17 protein-coding genes and 1 pseudogene are annotated in these 20,518 nt (G+C 51.9%); 15 read left to right on the top strand and 3 right to left on the bottom strand.

Features of this window, described 5'->3' with window-relative positions; all coding sequences use genetic code 11:
- Window positions 1-268: 268 nt before the first annotated feature.
- The 12 genes and pseudogenes from L1N85_RS14505 to L1N85_RS14450 all read left to right on the top strand — a co-directional run bounded on the left by L1N85_RS14505 (window position 269) and on the right by L1N85_RS14450 (window position 14,445).
- Complete coding sequence (locus tag L1N85_RS14505) at window positions 269-1,969, top strand: amylo-alpha-1,6-glucosidase (protein WP_235239700.1); 1,701 nt, start codon at window positions 269-271, stop codon at window positions 1,967-1,969.
- Between the two features lie 166 nt (window positions 1,970-2,135).
- Window positions 2,136-3,884 (top strand): sensor histidine kinase, encoded by a 1,749-nt coding sequence (locus L1N85_RS14500; protein WP_328285216.1) that lies wholly within the window; start codon window positions 2,136-2,138, stop codon window positions 3,882-3,884.
- On the top strand, window positions 3,862-5,058 hold the full coding sequence (locus L1N85_RS14495) for a response regulator transcription factor (RefSeq protein WP_235239699.1): 1,197 nt from the start codon (window positions 3,862-3,864) through the stop codon (window positions 5,056-5,058). The genes L1N85_RS14500 and L1N85_RS14495 overlap by 23 nt, the downstream gene beginning before the upstream one ends.
- A gap of 129 nt (window positions 5,059-5,187) precedes the next feature.
- Entirely contained in the window at window positions 5,188-6,468 is a 1,281-nt protein-coding gene (locus tag L1N85_RS14490) for an ABC transporter substrate-binding protein (RefSeq protein WP_235239698.1), read from the top strand.
- 30 nt (window positions 6,469-6,498) lie between these two features.
- Window positions 6,499-7,488, top strand: a complete 990-nt coding sequence (locus L1N85_RS14485) for a carbohydrate ABC transporter permease (protein ID WP_235239697.1) — start codon at window positions 6,499-6,501, stop codon at window positions 7,486-7,488.
- The gene (locus L1N85_RS14480; protein WP_235239695.1) at window positions 7,485-8,297 is read left to right on the top strand and encodes a carbohydrate ABC transporter permease; all 813 of its coding nucleotides are present in this window, start codon (window positions 7,485-7,487) and stop codon (window positions 8,295-8,297) included. Before L1N85_RS14485 ends, L1N85_RS14480 begins: the two co-directional genes overlap by 4 nt.
- Window positions 8,298-8,405: 108 nt before the next feature.
- Window positions 8,406-9,680: pseudogene (locus tag L1N85_RS14475) on the top strand (beta-galactosidase small subunit-related protein).
- Window positions 9,673-10,455 carry an SDR family NAD(P)-dependent oxidoreductase gene (locus L1N85_RS14470; protein WP_235239693.1) on the top strand — a complete coding sequence of 261 codons (783 nt, stop codon included), beginning with the start codon at window positions 9,673-9,675 and terminating at the stop codon, window positions 10,453-10,455. The pseudogene L1N85_RS14475 and the gene L1N85_RS14470 overlap by 8 nt, the downstream one beginning before the upstream one ends.
- A 111-nt stretch (window positions 10,456-10,566) precedes the next feature.
- Window positions 10,567-11,967: an aminomethyl-transferring glycine dehydrogenase subunit GcvPA gene (gcvPA, locus tag L1N85_RS14465; RefSeq protein ID WP_235239691.1), complete on the top strand. Its 1,401-nt coding sequence runs from the start codon at window positions 10,567-10,569 to the stop codon at window positions 11,965-11,967.
- Window positions 11,968-11,997: 30 nt separating this feature from the next.
- Complete coding sequence (gcvPB, locus tag L1N85_RS14460; RefSeq protein WP_235239689.1) at window positions 11,998-13,557, top strand: aminomethyl-transferring glycine dehydrogenase subunit GcvPB; 1,560 nt, start codon at window positions 11,998-12,000, stop codon at window positions 13,555-13,557.
- A gap of 191 nt (window positions 13,558-13,748) precedes the next feature.
- Window positions 13,749-14,039 carry a transposase gene (locus L1N85_RS14455; protein WP_235239688.1) on the top strand — a complete coding sequence of 97 codons (291 nt, stop codon included), beginning with the start codon at window positions 13,749-13,751 and terminating at the stop codon, window positions 14,037-14,039.
- An 82-nt stretch (window positions 14,040-14,121) separates the two neighbouring features.
- The gene (locus L1N85_RS14450; protein ID WP_235239687.1) at window positions 14,122-14,445 is read left to right on the top strand and encodes a transposase; all 324 of its coding nucleotides are present in this window, start codon (window positions 14,122-14,124) and stop codon (window positions 14,443-14,445) included.
- Window positions 14,446-14,732: 287 nt separating this feature from the next.
- On the opposite strand, the gene L1N85_RS14445 is transcribed toward L1N85_RS14450, so the two are convergent.
- The 3 genes from L1N85_RS14445 to L1N85_RS14435 form a co-directional block, all read right to left on the bottom strand.
- The gene (locus L1N85_RS14445; protein WP_235239686.1) at window positions 14,733-15,413 is read right to left on the bottom strand and encodes an SDR family NAD(P)-dependent oxidoreductase; all 681 of its coding nucleotides are present in this window, start codon (window positions 15,411-15,413) and stop codon (window positions 14,733-14,735) included.
- A gap of 394 nt (window positions 15,414-15,807) precedes the next feature.
- Window positions 15,808-16,188: a plastocyanin/azurin family copper-binding protein gene (locus L1N85_RS14440; protein ID WP_235239685.1), complete on the bottom strand. Its 381-nt coding sequence runs from the start codon at window positions 16,186-16,188 to the stop codon at window positions 15,808-15,810.
- Window positions 16,189-16,398: 210 nt separating this feature from the next.
- Window positions 16,399-16,758: a phage holin family protein gene (locus tag L1N85_RS14435; protein WP_235239684.1), complete on the bottom strand. Its 360-nt coding sequence runs from the start codon at window positions 16,756-16,758 to the stop codon at window positions 16,399-16,401.
- A 177-nt stretch (window positions 16,759-16,935) separates the two neighbouring features.
- On the opposite strand from L1N85_RS14435, the gene L1N85_RS14430 reads away from it, so the two are divergent.
- From L1N85_RS14430 to L1N85_RS14420, 3 genes are all read left to right on the top strand, one after another.
- Complete coding sequence (locus L1N85_RS14430) at window positions 16,936-19,302, top strand: endonuclease MutS2 (RefSeq protein WP_235239683.1); 2,367 nt, start codon at window positions 16,936-16,938, stop codon at window positions 19,300-19,302.
- 57 nt (window positions 19,303-19,359) lie between these two features.
- Window positions 19,360-19,782 (top strand): DUF350 domain-containing protein, encoded by a 423-nt coding sequence (locus L1N85_RS14425; protein ID WP_235239681.1) that lies wholly within the window; start codon window positions 19,360-19,362, stop codon window positions 19,780-19,782.
- A gap of 111 nt (window positions 19,783-19,893) precedes the next feature.
- Window positions 19,894-20,502 carry a hypothetical protein gene (locus L1N85_RS14420; RefSeq protein WP_235239679.1) on the top strand — a complete coding sequence of 203 codons (609 nt, stop codon included), beginning with the start codon at window positions 19,894-19,896 and terminating at the stop codon, window positions 20,500-20,502.
- The last annotated feature ends 16 nt before the right edge of the window (window positions 20,503-20,518 follow it).

Here is a 20,518-nt window from a genome sequence, read left to right as displayed (position 1 = left end):
AGAAAGATTCAAACGAATTTCACCCCTGCTGCGACAGCAGGGGTTTTATTGCGTTGTTGAGGTTGAAAGATCATAAGTTTGACGTCCGAAGACTATGAGTTCGTTGATCACGATTTTTACAAACAAAAACGCGACAAACTCCGAACAAAATAGAACCCTAACCGCTGCATGCAACAAAATGGCGAAATGGCAGAAACAACTGTCGGTTCTTCAGCAGAGCTCCTTTAGGTACAATGAAAGCGCATACTGTCCGTAAAGGAGCTAAACGATGAACTTTGACCTGAACGTTGTGCCTTTCAGCCGGAGAGAATCGTTTCTGGCGATCTCTCTTCTGCCTGAAGCAAGCGATAGACAGCAAGGCCTATATCTTCGCACGGTGCGCGGCGGAGATGACAAATTCGGCGAGGCGTTCCTTATTGAAATGCTGGATGAGGGCCGAAATCCAGTGCCGTTCACGACAGAGGCTTCTCCGGAGCTGGTCCGTCTTGAAACGCCGGCAGGCTATGCGGAGATTTGCATTTCCGACTGCCGGACATTCCGGTTCCGCACGAGCGGCTGCGGAATCCGGCTGACGTTCCGTACGGCCGCTTACGATTATGCTTACCAAGACGCTGCGGATAGCTGGGAAGTGAACAGCTTCACCCATGAATGCCGGTTTATGCTGACAACGCTTGTCGGCGGTCTTCAGATGGAAGTGCCGTGGGACAAGATCAAAAGCTCCCGCGTTATCGCCGAATTTGCCCCGGACGCGAATGTCGGAACAGCGGAGTTCGCAGTGGAAGAGTTCCGGACGGTCTGGGAGCCGCGGGCATCATGGGAATCTTTTGACGAGTCGGTCAAGCAAGTAAAAGCGGAATTCGCCGAATGGCTGACTCGCACCCTTCCAGTCCCTGACCGTTTCCAAGAGAGCCGCGAGCTGGCCGCTTATATCACTTGGTCTTGCATCGTTCCGGCCGAAGGCTGTCTAACAAGACCGGCTATGTATATGTCCAAAAATTGGATGACGAACATTTGGAGCTGGGATCACTGTTTCAATGCGATGGCCCTTATCCGCCATCATCCGAAGTTGGCGTGGGATCAGTTCATGATCTTCTTCGACCGGCAGGATGAAAGCGGCTTGATTCCCGATTTCGTCAACGATAAGTACGAGCTTTGGAACTGCAACAAACCGCCGATACACGGATGGACGCTTGCCTGGATGATGGCGAGAACGGACTATATTCAGGAGGAGCAACTGCGCGAGGTTTACGGGCCGTTATCCAAATGGACGAGATGGTGGTTCCGGTACCGCGATGGGGATGGAGACGGTATTCCGCAATATAATCACGGCAACGACTCCGGCTGGGACAACAGCACGGCGTTCAATAACGGAATTCCGGTGGAAAGCCCGGATTTAGCCGCCTTTCTCATCCTCCAAACGGAGCTGCTCGCAGAAATCGCCGAACGTCTCGGGAATACCGAAGAAACGGCTGAATGGCTGCAGCTTGCTAAGAACACACTGGAGAAGATGATTAACCATTTCTGGAAGGACGGCCGATTCACGGCATGCCGTTCCGGTACGCATGAAACATCCGATGGCGATAGCTTGCTTCTGTTCGTGCCCATCCTGCTTGGCAAGCGTCTGCCGGAATCAATTCGCACTGCCCTGCTCGAAGGGCTAAGGGATGAAGGTCGTTTCCTGACGTCGAATGGATGGGCGACCGAGAGCGTGAACAGTCCTTATTATTTGCCGGATGGTTATTGGCGGGGCCCGATCTGGGCGCCCTCGACAATGCTGCTCGTTGAAGGGGTTGCCGCAGCGGGGGATCAAGAGCTTGCGAAGCAAGTCGCCCGCCGGTTCTGTACGATGCTGGACCGCAGCGGAATGGCTGAGAATTTCGATGCGCTTACGGGCGAAGGTTTGCGCGACAGAGCATTTACCTGGACGTCGAGTGTCTTCCTGATTCTGGGCAACGAGTATACAACCTAATTAATATCCGCACTTCCCCTTGCTTTAGCTGGCAGAGGGGAGGTGCTTTTGCGTTTCGGGAAATTCATTCGGAAGGGGCTGGGGGGAAGATACATTGTTCGCTCGAACCGGTCCATGCTACACTTTGAGTATGTTTTTTATGGGGAAGTGAGGGGACAACACAGTCATGATGATCCATTTGCTTAAGCAGCTAAACGTCCGCCTATTGTCCGGTTCCTACCGAAGCATTCGTACCAAGATGCTCTTCTGTTTTCTTATTGTGACGATCATTCCGCTCCTTTCTCTAGGAGCCTTGTCTTATTACCAGTCCGGGAAAGTTATTAATTCTCAGTTTGGCAAGTACGGAGAGAACGCGGTGGCGCAGCTGGAACAGCAGACCAGCTCCTATCTGAACCGGATGAATCAGACGACGGAGACCATATATTCGTACTTGCTTGATCCTGCCCGGGCCGATCTGGGGGACAATATTCCGACAACCTATAAAGAGATTATGGACAAGGATGATTTCGAGGTTCTTCTGAAAGCGCTTAAAACAGATCGGACGTCAGGCATCTATGTCATTACCCGTTCCGGTTATTATTATGGGGAAAATAATCTCGATGTCTCGAAGCTCAGCCGTATTCCCGCTTGGAAATCCATGTCGGATATCCCGGAAGGGAAATACTGGCTAGGATTCTACCTTCAGAATCACGGTATGAATGACTCGGATAGTACTGAACAGCCTGTGCTAGGCTTGGCCGTTCCGATCAACAACCCGTATGGAGCGCTGCGTGGCAGCAAAATTTTGGTTGAGGAAAATGCGGAAGACCTGCTCCATATGTTCCGGCTGTTCGAGAACGATACGAAAGCCCACTTGAAAATATCCGACCTGCAGGGACGGATCGTTTATGAGACAGCATCCGTGTTTTCACCGCAAGACAGCGATATCGTATGGAATAAAACGCTTGCTCTCAACCTCTGGACCATTGAGGCGAGGCTGCCCGCTAAAGCGTTCTATCGTTCTTCAGGTATAATCCGATCCAATACGATTATGGTGGCCGTCGCTTCTTCCCTGCTCGCCTTCGGGCTGGCTTACCTGTTCTCTTCCCGTTTTACGGCACGGATCCGCCGCCTCAAGGATGCGATGCAGAAGGTCAGCTTCGGCAAGCTGCATACGAGGACGCAGGTAGAGGGCAAAGATGAGCTGGGCAGTCTGGATACGAGCTTTAACAGCATGGTGGGCGGCATACAATCATTGATTCAGGAGGTTGAACGGAGCGAGCGGCAGAAGAAGGAAGCGGAGCTGAAAGCCTTCCATTATCAAATTAATCCGCACTTGCTGTTCAACACGTTAAACTCCATTCAATGGAAAGCGAGACTGCAGGGAGCGGAAGATATACGTCAAATGCTGTATCACCTTACGATGGTGCTGGAAGGGAATCTGGACATCTCGCAGGAGCTGATACCGTTCGGAAGAGAGCTCCGCATGATTGAGCATTTTCTGAAAATCCAGGAGGTTCGCTATGGTCCGGTATTCGAATATGAACTGGAATGCGAAGAGCCGCTGAAGCATTATCTTATTCCCCGCATGACGTTGCAGCCGTTGTTTGAGAACATTTTCTTTCACGGCTTCGAGGATGGCAAAGGCGCTATCCGCTTAAACGTACGGGAGGAAGGCAACCATTTGCTGCTCACGCTATCCGATAATGGAGCCGGCATGGCACCCGATAAGCTCGAGCGTTTACTTTTGCCGGGCAGCGCGAAGCGAAAGGGAAGAGGAGGACTCGGCGTGCAAAATGCGAATCAGAAATTCAAGCTGCATTTTGGCTTGCAGCATGGCTTGACGGTGTATTCGACCAAGGGGGAAGGTACAACGATCGTCATTCAGTGGCCCAAGAAGGAGGAGAGTCCGCATGGAAACAGCGCAAACCATTAAAGTGTTGATTGCAGATGACGAAAGCATCGTGCGTAAAGGACTTAGATCCACCGTGCCATGGCAAAAATACGGGATGGAAGTGGTGGCGGACGCCCCTAACGGCCGCAAAGCCTGGGAAGCTTTTCTCGTTCACCAACCCCAAATTGTCATTACCGATATCGTCATGCCCGAGATGGACGGCATTGAATTATCCCGCAAAGTAAAGGGAGCTGCCCCGAATACGAGAATCATCCTGCTCAGCTGTCATCGGGATTTTGATTATGCGCAGCAGGGAATGAAGCTGGGGGCTTCCGGTTATTTGCTCAAAACCGCTTTCGAGGACGAAGAGCTGGAAGGGATGCTGGAGAAGTTTCAAAAAGAGCTCGCGGTTCCTGCCCCGGTTGTTTCCGGGGAAAGTGAGGCGAACGGAGAGCGGCTCAGCCATTTGCTGTATGCTTGGTTGAACGGGCACAGCGACAAATTTATTAACGAGATGCAGAAGCGCTCCGAGGAAGAGTGGCGCTTTGACGGACAGCCGGTTTATGTATACCTGATTAAGACATCCGGGTGCGAGGGAGCTTGGCTGGATCTCTTGAAGGATGCCGTTTATGACGGTCGTCAGCTCTGCGAGCGGGCGGTGATTCCTTTCGGAGAAGAGCGCTTCTACTGGATTTTGCCGGAATCGCATATAGATGCCGCCGAGAGCTTGCTGGTTGAGAAGAAGAGCGCGAGTGCGAAGCTGCAATGGGCCAAAAGAGGACCGCTCACAGGTGCTGAGGAACGGCTGCAAGCCTTCTTATCTTTGCATAAAGAAGCGGAATTGGAGAAAGCCTACGGCGTGTCCGCAACCGATTGGCCGGATCCGATCTGGAAAGCGGTGAAGCTGCTGTACGATCACCCTGCGGCCGAATGGTCAGTCAGTGACGTTGCGGGACAGGTCGGCCTCAGCCGGAGCCATTTCTCTATCCTGTTCAAGAAAGCGGTGGGAGAAAGCTTTGTCGCTTTTCAATATAAAAGGAAACTCAAGCTGGCATACGGATTGCTGAAAGACACGACGCTTACGATGCAGGAAATTGCCGAGCGGACGGGACTTGGCGACAGCAAATATTTCAGTAAATGGTTCAAGCGCTGTACAGGCCAAACGCCAAGCCACTATCGCGCACAACAAAAAGACGGTGTATCTCGAACAGAATGACACCTGTCCCTCATCATCGAACAAAATCGCACAAACAATCGAATAGATATCGGTGTTGAACCGCTTTCATTTCCGATACAATGAAAGCGGTTCAATTATTATCTACTCATTAGATAGGGGAGCTGCCAAATGAAGAAGAAAATTTCTCTCTTTGTCCTTGCAACGACGCTCACGATAACGATGTTGACGGCTTGCGGCGGTAACAATGAAATCGCAAACGGCGGCAAGACGCAGCCTGCGGGCGGTAACGAATCCGCCGAAACGAAGACACTTCGTTTCGCGACCTGGGACACGGGCGACGCGCTCAAGATTCAGCAGGACATCGCCATGAAGTTCGAAGCGAGCCATCCCGGAACGAAGGTGCAGGTGGAAGCTTACGCGGATGGTTTCGACCAGAAGCTGGCCGCGGGCTTTGGCGCGACGAATCCTCCGGATGTGATGTACATGTGGGACTTTCCGACCTACCACCAGTCGCTCGAACCGCTCGATAGCTACGCCTCCGAGGATAAAGACCTTAACAAGGAAGACTTCTATGCCGGCTTGTTCAATTATGGCACAATCGACGGCAAGCTTTACGGCATACCGGCTGGCTTCACGACTCGCGTTATGTACTACAACAAAAAAATGTTCGATGACGCGAATATCCCGTACCCGCAAGACGGTTGGTTATGGAGCGACTTCCTGGATATCTCCGAGAAGCTGACAGACAAAACGAAGAAGCAGTATGGCTTCGGTGTTCGTGCCGAGAACGATACGTATGATCTGCAAGGATTTGTTTGGAGCAACGGAGGCTCTTATATTTCCGATGACGGGAAGACCATAAATGGCTACATGAACAGCAAAGAAACAGCTGAAGCCATTCAAATGTTTGGCGACATGGTGAAGAACGGTTCGGCGGTGCTGACTGGCGGCAAAGGACAGCAAAGCGGAGAGGATATTTTCAAAGGCGGCAAAATCGCCATGTGGGAAAGCGGTATATGGCCGTTGGAATCATTCAAGCAAGCGGGCATTGATATAGGAACCGTGGAAATGCCAGCTTTCCCGGGCAAACCGGTCAAAGGTGTGGTTGCCGAATCGGCTCTATCGATTGCCAAAGATTCGAAGCAGAAGGATTTGGCTTGGGAGTTTATTAAATATTACGTCTCTAACGAAGCCATCAAGATGCGCGTCGCCGATTTACCGGTAAGGATCAGCGTCGTAAACGAGCTCAAGAAGGATCAGGATCCTCTATACAAGCCTTATTACACGATGCTGGAGCGATCCGACAATACGCCGGCGTTCTTGATGAATACCAAGTGGAATGAAGTAAACCGGCAGCTGTCGGCGGCAGTGGAAGCGGTCGTGCACGGCAGCGATGCGCTGGATGCGCTGAACCAGGCGGTTAAAGATAGCGAACGGTATTTGAAATAACGATTTCAGTTTCAGAAAGAAGGTTGGGAGATGGCTCAGACCTACCCGCAGGTTGCAGGGGAACTAACGGTCAGCTTCAAGCCTAAAAGGAAACGCAGATGGGGTGGAGTTGTTCCCTGCCTCTTCATCTTCCCTTGGATCTTCGGATTCCTCGTTTTCACTTTAGGGCCGTTGTTGTTCTCGCTCATCATCTCTTTTTTCGATTGGCCGATTGTAGGGAAGGTGCGCTTTATCGGTTTAGGCAATTACGTCGACATGTTTACGGACGATCCATTGTTCTGGAAATCCTTAGGTGTTACGCTCAAGTTCGCAGCCCTGTTCGTTCCGCTCAATATTATTGTTGCGCTCGGACTCGCCATGTTGCTGAATCAGAAGACACGAGGCAGTGCGATATTTCGAACAGCGTTCTATTTGCCCTCGGTCATTTCGGGAGTTGCGCTCGCTATGATCTGGTCTTGGGTGTACAGCGGAGACTACGGAATTTTTAATTATTTTCTGTCTTTATTGGGTGTGCAAGGTCCTGACTGGTTGAACGATATACACTGGTCTCTGGTGGCGATGGTCGTCGCCAGCCTGTGGGGACAAGGCTCGATGATGCTGGTCTTTCTGGCCGGACTCAAAGGGATACCGAAAGATCTTTACGAATCCGCTTCGATTGACGGCGCCGGGATGCTTAGGCAGTTTGTCAGCGTAACGATTCCGATGCTCAGTCCAACGATTCTATTCAATCTCATTACTTCTATTATCGCGGCCTTTCAACAGCTGACTCTCGCGCTATTGCTCACGGGAGGCGGCCCGATGAAAGCAACCTATTTCTATGCCATGTACATGTACGAAAATGCGTTCAAATTTTTCAAAATGGGCTATTCCGCTGCAAACGCATGGTTCATGTTTCTGATTGTGCTCAGCCTGACTTTTCTTGTATTCAAATCGTCGGAGGCTTGGGTGTTCTATGAAGGAGAAATGAAGCGGAAGCCGCATAAGAAGTCTAAGCCGGACGGAAGGAGGCGTTCTGCATGAGAAAAACGATCGTGTATGCGATGCTTATTTTCTGTACACTGCTATTCGTCGCTCCGCTGTTCTGGGCGGTAACGACAGCGCTGAAATCGCAGTCCGAGCTGTACCTTTTTCCGCCGAAGTGGATTCCTTCCGTTTGGAAGTTCGGCAACTTCGCCGAAGCGTGGACGGTTCAGCCCTTTAACCTGTTCCTGAAAAATACGGTCGTGGTGACGCTGATGTCGACGCTCGGCCAACTCCTATCGTGTACGCTTGTCGCTTACGGCTTCGCGAGGTTTCAATTCAAGGGGCGCGACTTCCTGTTCCTCGTCGTGCTCGCGACGATGATGATCCCTTGGGAAGTGACGATGATTCCGCTGTATATGGAGTTTAATTATCTCGGGTGGATCAATACACTTAAACCGCTTATTGTTCCGTCGTGGTTCGGCTCGGCTTACTTCATCTTTTTGCTGCGGCAGTTTATTCTGACCCTGCCCCGCGAGCTCGATGAGGCGGCGACGATTGACGGGGCGAATAAGCTGGGCATTCTCGTAAGGATCATTGTTCCGCTCATGGCTCCCTCGCTTATTCTCGTCGGGGTGTTTCATATGATGAACAGTTGGAACGATTATTTGGGGCCGCTCATCTTCCTGAACGATCAGTCGAAGTACACGCTGACGCTTGGTTTGTCGCAGTTCAAAGGAATGTTCGGCGTAGATATGCAATCCATTATGGCCATCACCTGCCTGATCTCGATCCCGCCGCTGGCCGTATTCTTCTTCGCTCAGCGTTATATTGTCGGCGGAATCGCAGGTACGGGGATTAAGGGATAGGAGAAGGAACGATGCGAAACGAAAAGATCGGGCGCGATTGGGACAACCTTGAGGTGCTGGAACGCAACCGGGCGAAAAGCCGGGGTTACTTTATCCCGTACTCCGATCGTGACGCTGGATCACCTAAATGCGCATTGGAGCGTGACGGTAGATGGGCGGACGGTTCAAAGCGGTGTGCTGGCACTTCCGCTAATCGGTCCAGGCGAAAGCGCGGAGCTGGACGTACAGCTTCATGCGAAGCAGCCGCTTGTCCCATTCGAGCACGGCGCGGAGGGATGGCTGAATATCGGCTTTACACTTGCGGCGGATTGCATTTGGGGAGAGCAAGGGCATGAGCTTGCTTGGGCTCAGTTCGCTATGCAGGCAGTCTGGCAGGATGATACGAGTGACCGAGAAACACAAGAAACAAACGCAACCGGCAGCTTGCCAATAACTCGGAGTTTGTCTTGCACAGAGGAAGGACTTCAGCTCGTGCTGGCGAATGATATGTTTCGAATCGCTTTCGACACCTTGCGGCCTGGGATCGCCTCGCTCCGGATAAACGGGAAGGAGCTTGTTAACACGGGACCCCGACTCAATTTCTGGCGGGCACCGATCGAAAACGATATGTATGTTTTGGCTGGCTGGCGGAAGGCGCACCTTGATAGGCTCACAGAGCGGATCGACGGTTTTCGTTGGAACCGGCTGGATGAAGGGACGATTCGTTTAAGCTGGAGTTCGCGCATTGCACCGCCGGTATACGATTGGGGCTTTCGTTGTGAAACGACCTATACCGTCACTGGATCGGGACTTGTCGTTATCGATTTGCATGGCGTTCCCGAAGGATCACCTCCGTCCATGCTGCCCTAGATTGGGCTCCAAATGGAGATACCGGGAGACATGGATTTGGTTAAATGGTACGGCCGCGGTCCTGGGGAAAGCTATTCCGACAGCAAGGAGGCGGGCCGGTTCGGGGTTTATAAGAAATCCGTCGACGGATTGTTCACGCCTTATATTTATCCGCAAGAGAACGGCAATCGCACCGATGTCCGTTGGGTGTCGATCACGGACGGAGCCGGCATCGGCCTGCTTGCGGCGGGTGCACCGACGCTTGAATTCAGCGCACGCCGCTATACGGACAGTGACTGAGAAGCAGCAAAGCATGCAAGTGACCTTGTTCCGCGGGATTTCATTACGCTTAACTTGGATTACCGGCAGAATGGTCTAGGCAGCAATAGCTGCGGACCTGTGCAATCACCGGAAAACACAGTCACGTCAGAGCCATTCCGTTTCCGCATGCTGCTTAAGCCTTATCTATCGGAAGACGCCGCTCCCGAGCGGCTCAGCCATCACATGAGTTTAGAAGCGAAACAAGTACAAAAGGAGGAAACAAACCATGCTTAGCGCACATGATGTTTTGAATTTAACGGGGAAAGTAGCGGTCATAACCGGCGGAGCGTCAGGCATCGGCCTGGCGACAGCCGAGCTGCTCGCCAGCTTTGGGGCGCTCACAGTCCTGCTCGATATTAACGAGGCGCAGGGGATACAAGCGGTAACGGGCATCAAGGAAAAGGGCGGCCGAGCGGGCTTTTATCGCTGCGATGTGTCCTCCTCTGCGGATTGCGAGCGCGTCGCATCGGAGATTGCCGGGTCCTATGGAAGAATCGATATTCTATTCAACAATGCCGGAGTCATACGTCGCAAAACGGTTGTCGAGCTGGAGGAACGCGATTGGGACCTCGTCTTGGACGTCTCGCTGAAAGGCGTATATCTGCTTTCTAAATATGTCATCCCCATCATGGAGCGTAACGGTGGAGGCAGCATCATCAACTCGGGCTCAGGCTGGGGCCTTAAGGGCGGAGACCGTGCCGCTGCTTACTGCGCCGCCAAAGCCGGCGTCGTGAATCTAACCCGGGCGATGGCCATCGATCACGGCGTTGCCAACATCCGCGTGAACTGTGTATCGCCTGGCGATACGGACACGCCATTGCTGCGCGATGAAGCCAAGCAGCTCAAGCAGGACGAAGCTGCGTTCCTGGTAGCCTCTGCAGGCGGACGACCGCTTGAACGGCTTGGAACACCGCGGGATATCGCCAATGCGGTACTGTTTCTGGCTAGCGATCTGTCGTCTTGGGTAACCGGAAGCGTGCTTGTGGTCGACGGCGGAGGAATTGCTTAAGACCGCAGCCATTATAACTTGGCAGCTGCGAATCAATGCCTGGCAACTGAGACCGGCGATTTGGCTGCACAACATAACCTATACTGACCATTATGATTGGAGGCGTTAACCTTGTCTGAGAACAGAACTTATGCCCATCCCTATATTCCAAACACGGTGCCGGAGGTTCGGGATGCGATGCTGAAGGAAATCGGCCTCGCGTCGATGGAACAGCTCCATGATGCTATTCCTGACAGTTTGAAGCTGAAGCGGGAGATGAATCTGCCGCCTGCTATGACAGAACACGAGCTTCGCCGGCATATTGACGGCTTATTGGCCAAAAACAAGCATGGCGCTGCTTATCTCAATTTTCTCGGAGCCGGCTGCTGGCAGCATTTTATACCCGCCATCTGCGACGAGGTTAATCAACGGTCCGAGTTCGTGACGGCTTATGCCGGCGAACCCTATGAAGACCATGGACGATTCCAATCCCTGTTCGAATACCAAAGCTTGATGGCAGAACTGGTCGATATGGACGTTGTCAATGTTCCTACCTTTGACTGGTCGCAGGCAGCCTCGACGGCGATTCGGATGGCCGGCCGCATCACTGGTCGCACTGTCGCATTGCTTCCTAAGTCCGTCGATCCCGACAAAGTAATGATTATCCGCAACTACTGCACGCCAGTGATGGAGCTGCGGTTCGTTGAAATCGACGCCGAGACCGGCCGCATGGACTTGGATGATCTGCGAAGCAAGCTTTCCAGCGACACGGCGGCGGTATACTTTGAGAACCCGGGGTACCTTGGCATTATCGAAGATCAAGGTAACCAGATTTCCAGCCTTGCCCATTCCGTGAATGCTGTCTCTATCGTTGGTGTGGATCCGATTTCGCTCGGCGTGCTTGAGCCGCCGAGCCGATATGGCGCCGACATCGTTTGCGGGGATTTGCAGCCGCTGGGGATGCACATGAATTATGGCGGCGGGCAGGCCGGATTTATTGCAACGCGCGACGAGGAAACCTATGTGATGGAGTACCCTTCCCGGTTGTTCGGCATCGTGCCGACTGAGGTCGAAGGCGAGTATGGCTTCGGTGATGTAGCTTACGAACGCACGTCGTTCGCCCATCGCGAGAACGGGAAGGAATCGGTCGGTACCCAGACGGCATTATGGGGGATAACGGCAGGTGTATATTTGTCCCTGCTTGGGCCAAGCGGCATGCAGGAGGTCGGCGAGACTATCATGCAGAAATCGCAGTATGCCGCGAAGAAGCTTTCCGCCATTCCAGGCGTCTCCCTTCGTTTCGGTGGAACGGCTTTTTTCAAGGAGTTTGTCGTTGATTTCAACGATACTGGGCTAACTGTCGCCCAAATCAACCAACGGTTGACGGCGGCAGGTATTTTCGGAGGAAAAGATTTGTCCGACGCTTACCCGCATTGGGGCCAATGCGCGCTCTATTGCGTTACTGAAATTCATTCTCAAGCGGATTTGGACAGGCTTGCAGATGCCATTCAAACCATCGTTCACAAACCATAATTGACCTATACAGAGGAAGGATTGAATGCCATGAAACGGATTCGCAGAGACCATAAGGTTCGTCAATTCCATCAAGCCAAATGGGATGAGCCAGTCATTTTTGAACTTCACCGTCCAGGCGAGCGGGGCGTAATCCCGCCTGCGGCGGAAGCGGGTATTACAGCTGAGGTTGGTGACGGAATCGGACGCATTCCGTCATCCATGCGACGCAGCATCGCGCCGCGTCTGCCTGAAATCGGCCAGGCAAAGGTGCTCCGGCATTATTTGCGGCTGTCCCAGGAGACGCTGGGATCGGATCTGAACGTGGAGATCGGACAAGGAACCTGCACGATGAAATATATTCCGCGCATCAATGAAATGCTCATTCGTAACCCGAATATGACGGAGCTTCATCCGCTGCAGGACGGGGAATCGGTTCAAGGGATGCTGGAAATTTTCTATAAGCTTGATCTTGCGATGCGGGAGATTTCAGGGATGGACGCCTTTTCGTTTCAACCGAGCAGCGGAACGCAGGCGCTGCTCGCCATGGCATCGATCGTCCGCGCGTATCATGATTCGCGCGGCGAGGGTGACAAGCGGGATGAAATCATCACGACTATTTTCTCCCACCCTTCCCAAGCCGCGACCGCTGCCGTCAAAGGATACAAAATCATTACGCTGCATCCGGACGAGGACGGCTTCCCAGATTTGGAGAAGCTGAAGGATGCCGTCTCCGAACGGACGGCCGGTTTTGTCGTCGCGAACCCGGAGGATACGGGAATCTATAACCACCGAATCCGTGAGTTTACCGAAATCGTTCATGAAGCGGGCGGGATCTGCTTCTATGATCAGGCGAACGCCAACGGTTTACTCGGCATTACCCGGGCGAAGGAAGCGGGCTTCGACATGAGCTTCTTCAATCTTCACAAAACGTTTGCTGCGCCTCATATGTGCGGCGGTCCCGCTACAGGCGCTCTTGGGGTGACGGAGTCGCTCAAACGTTTCTTACCCGGGCCGCTCGTGGACTTTGACGGCAGCCGTTACGTATGGACTAATCAAACGGACGAAAGCATCGGCAAAGTCCGCAGCTTTCACGGCGTTACGCAGACGGTGCTGCGCTCCTACGCCTGGATTATGAGCCTGGGGCCGGATGGGCTTAAGGATGTCGCCCAAATAGCTGTACTGAACAACAACTATCTCTATCATAAAATCCTGAAAATCCGCGGAGCGAGCGCACCTTATATGAAAGGACGCCGCCTTGAGCAGGTCCGCTACAGCTGGAAGCAGCTTACGGATGAGACGGGTGTGACGACGGAGGATATCACTCGCCGGATGTGTGATTTTGGCCTGCACTATTGGACTTCGCACCATCCGTATATTGTGCCGCAGCCGTTCACTTTGGAGCCGACGGAGTCGTATTCCAAGGAGGATTTGGACGAATATATTCATGCGCTTGAGCATATCTCGAATGAAGCCTATACACAGCCTGATATCGTGAAGTCGGCTCCGCATAACAGCACGGTTCACCGGAATGACGAATCGTCCTTGGACGATCCGAAGCAATGGTGCATTACTTGGCGGGCCTATTTGAAAAAGACACAACCGGAATAATCGTACGCAGCGATGCCTCTGCCGTCATCATCTATCAATTTTCGCTGAGAGGACTCCCACTTCTGCAAGTGGCGAGGTGAATCAGCGATCTCCTGAATACGCTCACAAGATGTACTTTCCTTCCTCATTATTTAGCGGTATAATAAAAAGGAACATACATTCGTATTTTTTGGTTGGAAGGAGGTGAAGTCATGTCAGATTCAAAGCCCATGTATAGGACCCATCAAGTGTGGATCAAACCCGGTCATCGGTTGTTTGCGTACCTGGATCAAGCGTTTCAGAACGCCAAGATGAAAGCGCATTATACCGGTATTCTTCGTCAAGGCAATGAACCGCACGAAGGGGCGCATTTGTCAAGACGATTGGAACGATTGCATCTTAAGCGCCATCGCCGGATCAAAGACTTGTTCCACAAAGCAAGTCATCACATCGTCAAGCTGGCCGTGGAGCAACATATCGGCACAATCGCCACCCGCGCATAACGATGGATGGAAGCAACCGTCTGCTATGGGACGGCGAAACAATCTGTCCTTCTGCCACATCCCACACCGGATGCTCATCGCGATGATCCAGTATAAGGCGGCTGAACAGGGGATAGCGGTCCTCCTGACCGAAGAAGCATACACCTCGAAAGCCAGCTTCATAGATCAAGACCCATTGCCGCGTTATGACGGAAAGGGGGCATGGACCTTCTCCGGCAAGCGAATATGTCGCGCGCTGTATACGAACACGAAGGGCTTGATTCATGCCGATGTGAACGGCGCCGCCAACATTTTGCGCAAAGTATTCCCAAACGTATCCGCCAAAGGAACCGATGGGATAGAGAGGTTGGACGGTAAACAGTCCGTCAACGTGTCAACTCCACTGGTGTTAAGCATCCTGAAATAAGTAAGGACGATACATCAGAAACCCCTATTTCAGCCGAAGCGATAGCATCGGTAAGTGGTGGGAGTATTCATAGTTATTCCTTATTGAAGAGAAGGGCTCCGTGCGGAGCCATTTCTGTTTGTGATCAGAACCGCATGAACAAGCCCAAGCACGAAATCATGCATGGGCTTTGAAGATCTGCCAGCGGATAGAAAAAAATAGCCTTATACCAAGCCGAATGGGATAGAGGATAAATCCTAAGGCTTTGGTTAAAAGGCTATTAACTCCGCTTCATTAAAGGAATGAGTCTACCCGTAGGAAACGATCGTGCCTGTAGGGCCGCCGATAGGCAAGCTGGCGAGCCGGATCAGGTCCGGCGTTACGATAGCGGGATCCTTGCCGGTAGCATGCATTTCCGTGCGCAAGGTGCCGGGATTGTAGAGATTAACGAGAATGCCGTGCTCATGCTCCTCGTCTGCCAGCGTTCTTGTCAAGGATTCCAAGCCGGCTTTAGCAGCGCTGTAGGCAGCGTATCCGCCTGCTCCGTTCCAAGACAGCCCCGAGGTTATATTAATAATTCGTCCGTATTTCGCTTTGCGCATAGCCGGCAGCACCGCCTTCGTCAGCAGAAATGGGCCTGTTAAGTTTATTGCAATTTGATTTTGCCATTCATTCGATGTAAGCTCAAGCACGGTGCCCGGCTCGAAAACGGCAGCGTTATTTACGATGACATCAATTCGGTTGAAGTGGCGAATAGCAGCGGCGATAGCCTCTTGGACCTGCGCTTCATCGGATACGTCCGTCTGCAAAATAAGCGCTTCCTTGCCCGTACGCTCCTTCACGGCAAGAGCCGTTTCCTCGAGCTTCGCTTTGCGCCTACCCAATAGGACGACATCCGCGCCGGCCGAAGCGAAAGAAATTGAAGCAGCGCGGCCCAGCCCCGTACCGGCTCCGCTAATAATGGCAACTCGATCTTGTAAGGCTCCCATCACCATTCCTCCATTCACTGTTCGTATTGTGATTATCTTATCAGAGGCAGAGCGACAGGGGAAGAGGAATATCCATCAGACTTTTTTACTTAAAAGGTAAGGAATGTTTATAAAAGCAAGTTAAGTTATATAGAAGAATGACGAATCTAACTGGAAAAAATCCCGCTAAACTTGCTTCATCAGCGAATATTCTGGCCTAACTGGAATTTGTCCCGCTAATACTTTACCCGCTAGCCCACCATTAGGCGCTCTATAGTGGATTTATCCAGTAACTTAACTCACGAGCACACCATCTGATGCTTTGTGCTATTTATATGATCGTCCGGCACTAAATAAGAAGGGACTGCCCCAAAGCAGCAATTAGCTGCTTATGAGACAGTCCCTCCTCCGTAGGTTATTCAACTATCAGCTTGGCAACCATAGTACGGTGACCTTGTCCGCAAGGCAAGCTGCAAATCATATCGTATTCGCCTGGCTCGCTAAAGTTCACGGATACCGTTTTGCCATTATCAATTTCATATTTGGTTTTTTTGATTTGCACACCGTGCATGCCGTCGATGGAATCAAGCTTAAGGTTAAAGGTTTCGCCAGCCTTGATTTTATATTCCGTTTTGTCGAATTTCCAGTTCGAAGCCGTGATCACAAGCTCGGAAGTCGCCGCTCCGCTATCGGCAACGGACGTATTAACCTGCTGGTTTGCTCCGCTGTTCGCTCCGCATGCCGCAAGCACAATGACAAGACAGATAGCGCTCGCAAATAATAACCATTTTTTCATCTGAATGGATGCTCCTTTCTATTGCTCAACCTTATTTTGCAACTAAAGTATGTCTATTGTAACGCATCTTTCCCAAGAATGCAGTGACCGCCCTATGACAAACTGATGAAAAACCTGTGAAGAATGTATCGAAACTGCTTCTATCTTCATACGCAGCAAAGCCCTTGACCGCCGCTATCGGGCAATCAAGGGCTGCCGCTTGCTGATTGATTAATTGCGCGTGCGTCTGCCTGCTTCGTACGGGGTCCTGACCGGAATGAACAGGTCGATAAGCCCGATAACGAGAGCCGCTAAAATTGCGCCAAGCATCGTTATCGTCACGCCTCCGACGATGAATTGCGCAATCCAAATGACCGCTGCGCTGGCAATAAAGCCGACGATTCCGCGGCCGAACGGCGTAACCCTTTTGCCGAAAATGCCTTCAATGATCCACCCTAGAGCGGCGATTACGAGAGCGAGAAAAAATGCGCTCCAAAATCCTCCGACGTTAAATTGCGGAACGATAAACCCGACTAGCATTAATACTAGCGCGGCAACGATAAATCGTACGATATGCCCTAAAAAAGTCATACCCTAAACCCTCCTTAGCGTTAATTTCCTTTCATATTGCTAAAGTGACATTGTAAGGCGGTTCAATCGTTTATATTGTGACCAAATGAGCATCATTTATGTATGAAACCGTTGCTTAAGATCGTGCATCACGATCGCGGTTCGGCTATAATAGGAATGCGAGAGGAGTGTTAATTGTTGGACACTAAAATTTTGGCGACACTTGAATTTCCAAAAATCATATATAGATTGTCGCAGCATGCCGCCACGTCTTTGGGCAAAGAGGTTGCCGAGGCGCTGCAGCCCGTTTCCGATTTGGAAGCGGTTAAGAGCTTGCTTCAAATAACGGACGAGGCATATGCGGCAGACCGGCTGAAGGGAAGCGCTCCTTTCGGCGGAGTTGCGGATATTAAAGCACCGCTGCACCGCGCGCGTATCGGAGGCACGTTAAATCCCGCCGAGCTGTTGGATATCGCCGCTACGGCGCGCGGCGGCCGGCGCGTAAAGAAGCATATCGGCGTATTGCATGAAGAACATCCGATTCCGATGCTTCAGCAAACAGCGGATCAAATAAGCGAGCATAAGCCGCTCGAGGATGCGATCTTCGATTGCATCGACGATCAAGCGGAGGTAATGGACAGCGCCAGCGCGGCTTTGGCCTCGATCAGACGCGAGCTTCGCAGCGGCGAATCGCGCATACGCGAGAAGCTGGAGCAAATGATTCGTTCTTCTTCCGTGCAGAAGATGCTGCAGGACGCGATCATCACGCTGCGCAACGACCGTTATGTTATTCCCGTTAAGCAGGAATACCGCTCGCATTTCGGAGGCATCGTCCATGATCAGTCGGGCTCCGGCGCGACCTTGTTCATCGAGCCGGAAGCGTTGGTCGCGATGAACAACAAGCTCAGAGAGCTTAAAGCGGGAGAGCTGCGCGAGATCGAGAAAATTTTACAGAAGCTTTCCGCTTTAGCCGCCGACCATGTCGAGGATCTCGTTATCAACTTGGATTTACTTGGCCAGATCGATTTTGCTTACGCAAAGGCCAGGCTCGCCCATGAAATGAAAGCGTCGCTGCCGCGAATGAATGATAGGGGTTTCATGAAGCTGAAGCGCGGACGGCATCCTTTGATTGCAGCGGATATGGTCGTTCCGATCGATGTGGAGCTAGGCAATAACTACTCGGCGATCATTGTTACGGGCCCTAATACAGGCGGTAAAACCGTCTCTCTCAAAACGATAGGATTACTCAGCCTTATGGCCATGTCGGGCTTGTTCGTGCCCGCTGAGGACGGAAGCCAGCTGTGCGTGTTCGATGCCATTTACGCCGATATCGGCGACGAGCAAAGCATCGAGCAAAGTCTCAGTACGTTCTCCAGTCATTTGAAGAACATTATTCGCATTCTGAGTTCCATGACCTCCAAGAGTTTGGTGCTGCTTGACGAGCTTGGCGCAGGAACGGATCCGGCTGAAGGCTCGGCGCTTGCGATTGCCATATTGGAGCATGTCCATGCGCTGGAAAGCCGAATTGTCGCTACGACGCATTATAGCGAGCTTAAGGCTTATGCTTATAATCGGAAGGGCGTTATTAACGCAAGCATGGAGTTTGATGTCGCGACGCTAAGTCCAACCTACCGATTGCTTGTAGGCGTACCAGGCAGAAGCAATGCTTTCGCCATTGCCGAGCGGCTGGGGCTGCCCCGTTCAATTATTGATCATGCGCGCGGCGAGGTGAGCGAAGAGGATCAACGGGTCGAGAATATGATCGCTTCTTTGGAAGAGAACCGGTTGGGCGCCGAGAACGAGCGTCAGACTGCGGAATCGCTCCGCCGTGAGGTAGAGACGCTTCGAGCTCGCCATGAGGCGGAGCGTCAGCGATTCGAAGAGCAGAAGGAAAAGCTGCTGCTCAGGGCGCAGGAAGAAGCGCGTGAAGCCGTCGTGAAAGCGAAGCGCGAGGCCGAGCAAATTATTTCGGATCTGCGCAAGCTCGCTATGGAGGAGGGCGCTTCGGTCAAAGAGCATAAGCTTATAGAAGCCCGCCGTAAGCTTGACGAGGCTGCGCCTGAGCAGCAGAAGGCGAAGCGCGGTGCGGCGAAAGCATCGAATAAACCGGCTAATATAGAAGCCGGCGACGAAGTAACGGTGTACAGCCTGAATCAAAAGGGAACGGTGGTCGAAATTCATGGCTCCGATGCGACCGTACAGCTTGGCATTATGAAAATGAAGGTGGCTCTGGATGATTTGGAGCTGTTAAAATCGACTGCTGCCGTGAAGGCGAAGCAGCCGAAGCAAGCGGCTAGCCTGAAGCGGTCCCGCGATGAGAACGTGAAGTTGGAACTCGATTTGAGGGGTGAGAATTTAGAGGAAGCGATCCTTGAGGTGGATCGTTTCCTGGACGAAGCCTTTTTGTCCGGGCTGGGTCAGGTCGCGATTATCCACGGGAAAGGTACCGGCGTTCTTCGCGCCGGCATCCAGCAGTATTTGCGGAAGCACAGCCATGTAAAAAGCTTTCGGTTAGGCAATTACGGCGAAGGCGGCGTTGGCGTTACGGTTGCAGAACTAAAGTAACGGAATGAAGCGGTCTTGCAATTGACGATAATGCTTGACGATGGAGGTTAACAAGGAATGGAACATGAAGTCGATAAGCTGCTCAGCAATCCGTATGCCGCGTCGCTCGTTTACGTGTCGGTAACGGTATTATCTCTTATCGTGTTTTTATCTGTCTTCGAGCTGGTTACAAGGTATAGATGCTGGAGTGAAATTAAAAAGGGGAATTTAGCCGTAGCGTTAGCCACGAGCGGTAAAATATTCGGCATTTGCAATATTTTCCGCTTCTCAATAGAAGCAAACGATTCCGTTTACCAAAGTTTGATATGGGGGACGTTCGGATTCGTTATACTAATGGCCGCTTATTTTCTATTTGAGTTTTTGACGCCGGTCTTTCGAATAGACGATGAGATCGTACGCGATAACCGCGCCGTCGGGCTTATCGCGATGATTATTTCCGTTTCACTCTCCTATGTGATCGGAGCGACTGTCATTATTTAAATGGGGGAAGTCCTTATGAAATACTTATGGAAAATATTAGCCGTTGTTTCTGTTTTATTTTTTGTGTTCGGCATCGTTTATATCTTGAACAATTAGAGAGGAAGTACAAGAATGGAAGAGCATGTAATTTGTCCGTGGTGCTTGACGGAAATCGTATGGGATGAAGAGATCGGTCCGGAGAAGCATTGCCCGCATTGTGACAATGAGCTCAGCGCGTACCGAACGATTGAGCTCGGCTATGACGAGGATGAGGTCGAAGCTGACGAATATGAGCGGGCTGTTCAGACGCTGAAAGCGAGTGATGCTCAAAAGGCGGCCAAACAGCATCAGGGTAATTGGCTTGAGGATGAGGTATCCGAAGAAGAGGATGAGGATGATTCGGATCACCCTAATCATAAGCGCTGGACCGAGCAAGGCGATGGCTTCCGAAGCGCAGACAGCTCCAGATTCGCAGTCGAAGAGAAGGTCCAGCGCATTCTCGATGATCAGGATGAAGTGCCGGAATGTCCGTCTTGCCGTGAATATATGCTGGAAGCAGGCACTCAGACGGTAAACGATCAGCAGTTTGAGCCGAAGTTCGCGCCATCCATTGTCGGTCCGGTATTGACAACTCCTTTTCAGCTAACCTTATATGTTTGTCCTTCCTGCTTCCAAACCTCAACATGGCTCAGCCAAAAGGATCGTGATCATTTGCTGGCGCGCCTTGCTCCGAACGACTAGTGCGCTGCTGGCAAAA

The organism is Paenibacillus alkaliterrae, assembly GCF_021532375.1.
Classification (GTDB): domain Bacteria; phylum Bacillota; class Bacilli; order Paenibacillales; family Paenibacillaceae; genus Pristimantibacillus; species Pristimantibacillus alkaliterrae.
Note: the sequence above shows the minus strand (reverse complement) of the source record. Positions and strands in the feature narration are given on the sequence as shown.

Bases quoted from the DNA above. Each gene is read 5' to 3' on its own strand.
- L1N85_RS14470 (WP_235239693.1), top strand. From the start codon at position 9,673: ATGCTTAGCGCACATGATGTTTTGAATTTAACGGGGAAAGTAGCGGTC.
- L1N85_RS14455 (WP_235239688.1), top strand. From the start codon at position 13,749: ATGTCAGATTCAAAGCCCATGTATAGGACCCATCAAGTGTGGATCAAA.
- L1N85_RS14435 (WP_235239684.1), bottom strand. From the start codon at position 16,758: ATGACTTTTTTAGGGCATATCGTACGATTTATCGTTGCCGCGCTAGTA.
- L1N85_RS14505 (WP_235239700.1), top strand. From the start codon at position 269: ATGAACTTTGACCTGAACGTTGTGCCTTTCAGCCGGAGAGAATCGTTT.
- L1N85_RS14480 (WP_235239695.1), top strand. From the start codon at position 7,485: ATGAGAAAAACGATCGTGTATGCGATGCTTATTTTCTGTACACTGCTA.
- L1N85_RS14485 (WP_235239697.1), top strand. From the start codon at position 6,499: ATGGCTCAGACCTACCCGCAGGTTGCAGGGGAACTAACGGTCAGCTTC.
- L1N85_RS14440 (WP_235239685.1), bottom strand. From the start codon at position 16,188: ATGAAAAAATGGTTATTATTTGCGAGCGCTATCTGTCTTGTCATTGTG.
- L1N85_RS14490 (WP_235239698.1), top strand. From the start codon at position 5,188: ATGAAGAAGAAAATTTCTCTCTTTGTCCTTGCAACGACGCTCACGATA.
- L1N85_RS14500 (WP_328285216.1), top strand. From the start codon at position 2,136: ATGATGATCCATTTGCTTAAGCAGCTAAACGTCCGCCTATTGTCCGGT.
- gcvPB (WP_235239689.1), top strand. From the start codon at position 11,998: ATGAAACGGATTCGCAGAGACCATAAGGTTCGTCAATTCCATCAAGCC.
- L1N85_RS14445 (WP_235239686.1), bottom strand. From the start codon at position 15,413: ATGGGAGCCTTACAAGATCGAGTTGCCATTATTAGCGGAGCCGGTACG.
- L1N85_RS14495 (WP_235239699.1), top strand. From the start codon at position 3,862: ATGGAAACAGCGCAAACCATTAAAGTGTTGATTGCAGATGACGAAAGC.
- L1N85_RS14450 (WP_235239687.1), top strand. From the start codon at position 14,122: ATGATCCAGTATAAGGCGGCTGAACAGGGGATAGCGGTCCTCCTGACC.
- L1N85_RS14425 (WP_235239681.1), top strand. From the start codon at position 19,360: ATGGAACATGAAGTCGATAAGCTGCTCAGCAATCCGTATGCCGCGTCG.
- L1N85_RS14420 (WP_235239679.1), top strand. From the start codon at position 19,894: ATGGAAGAGCATGTAATTTGTCCGTGGTGCTTGACGGAAATCGTATGG.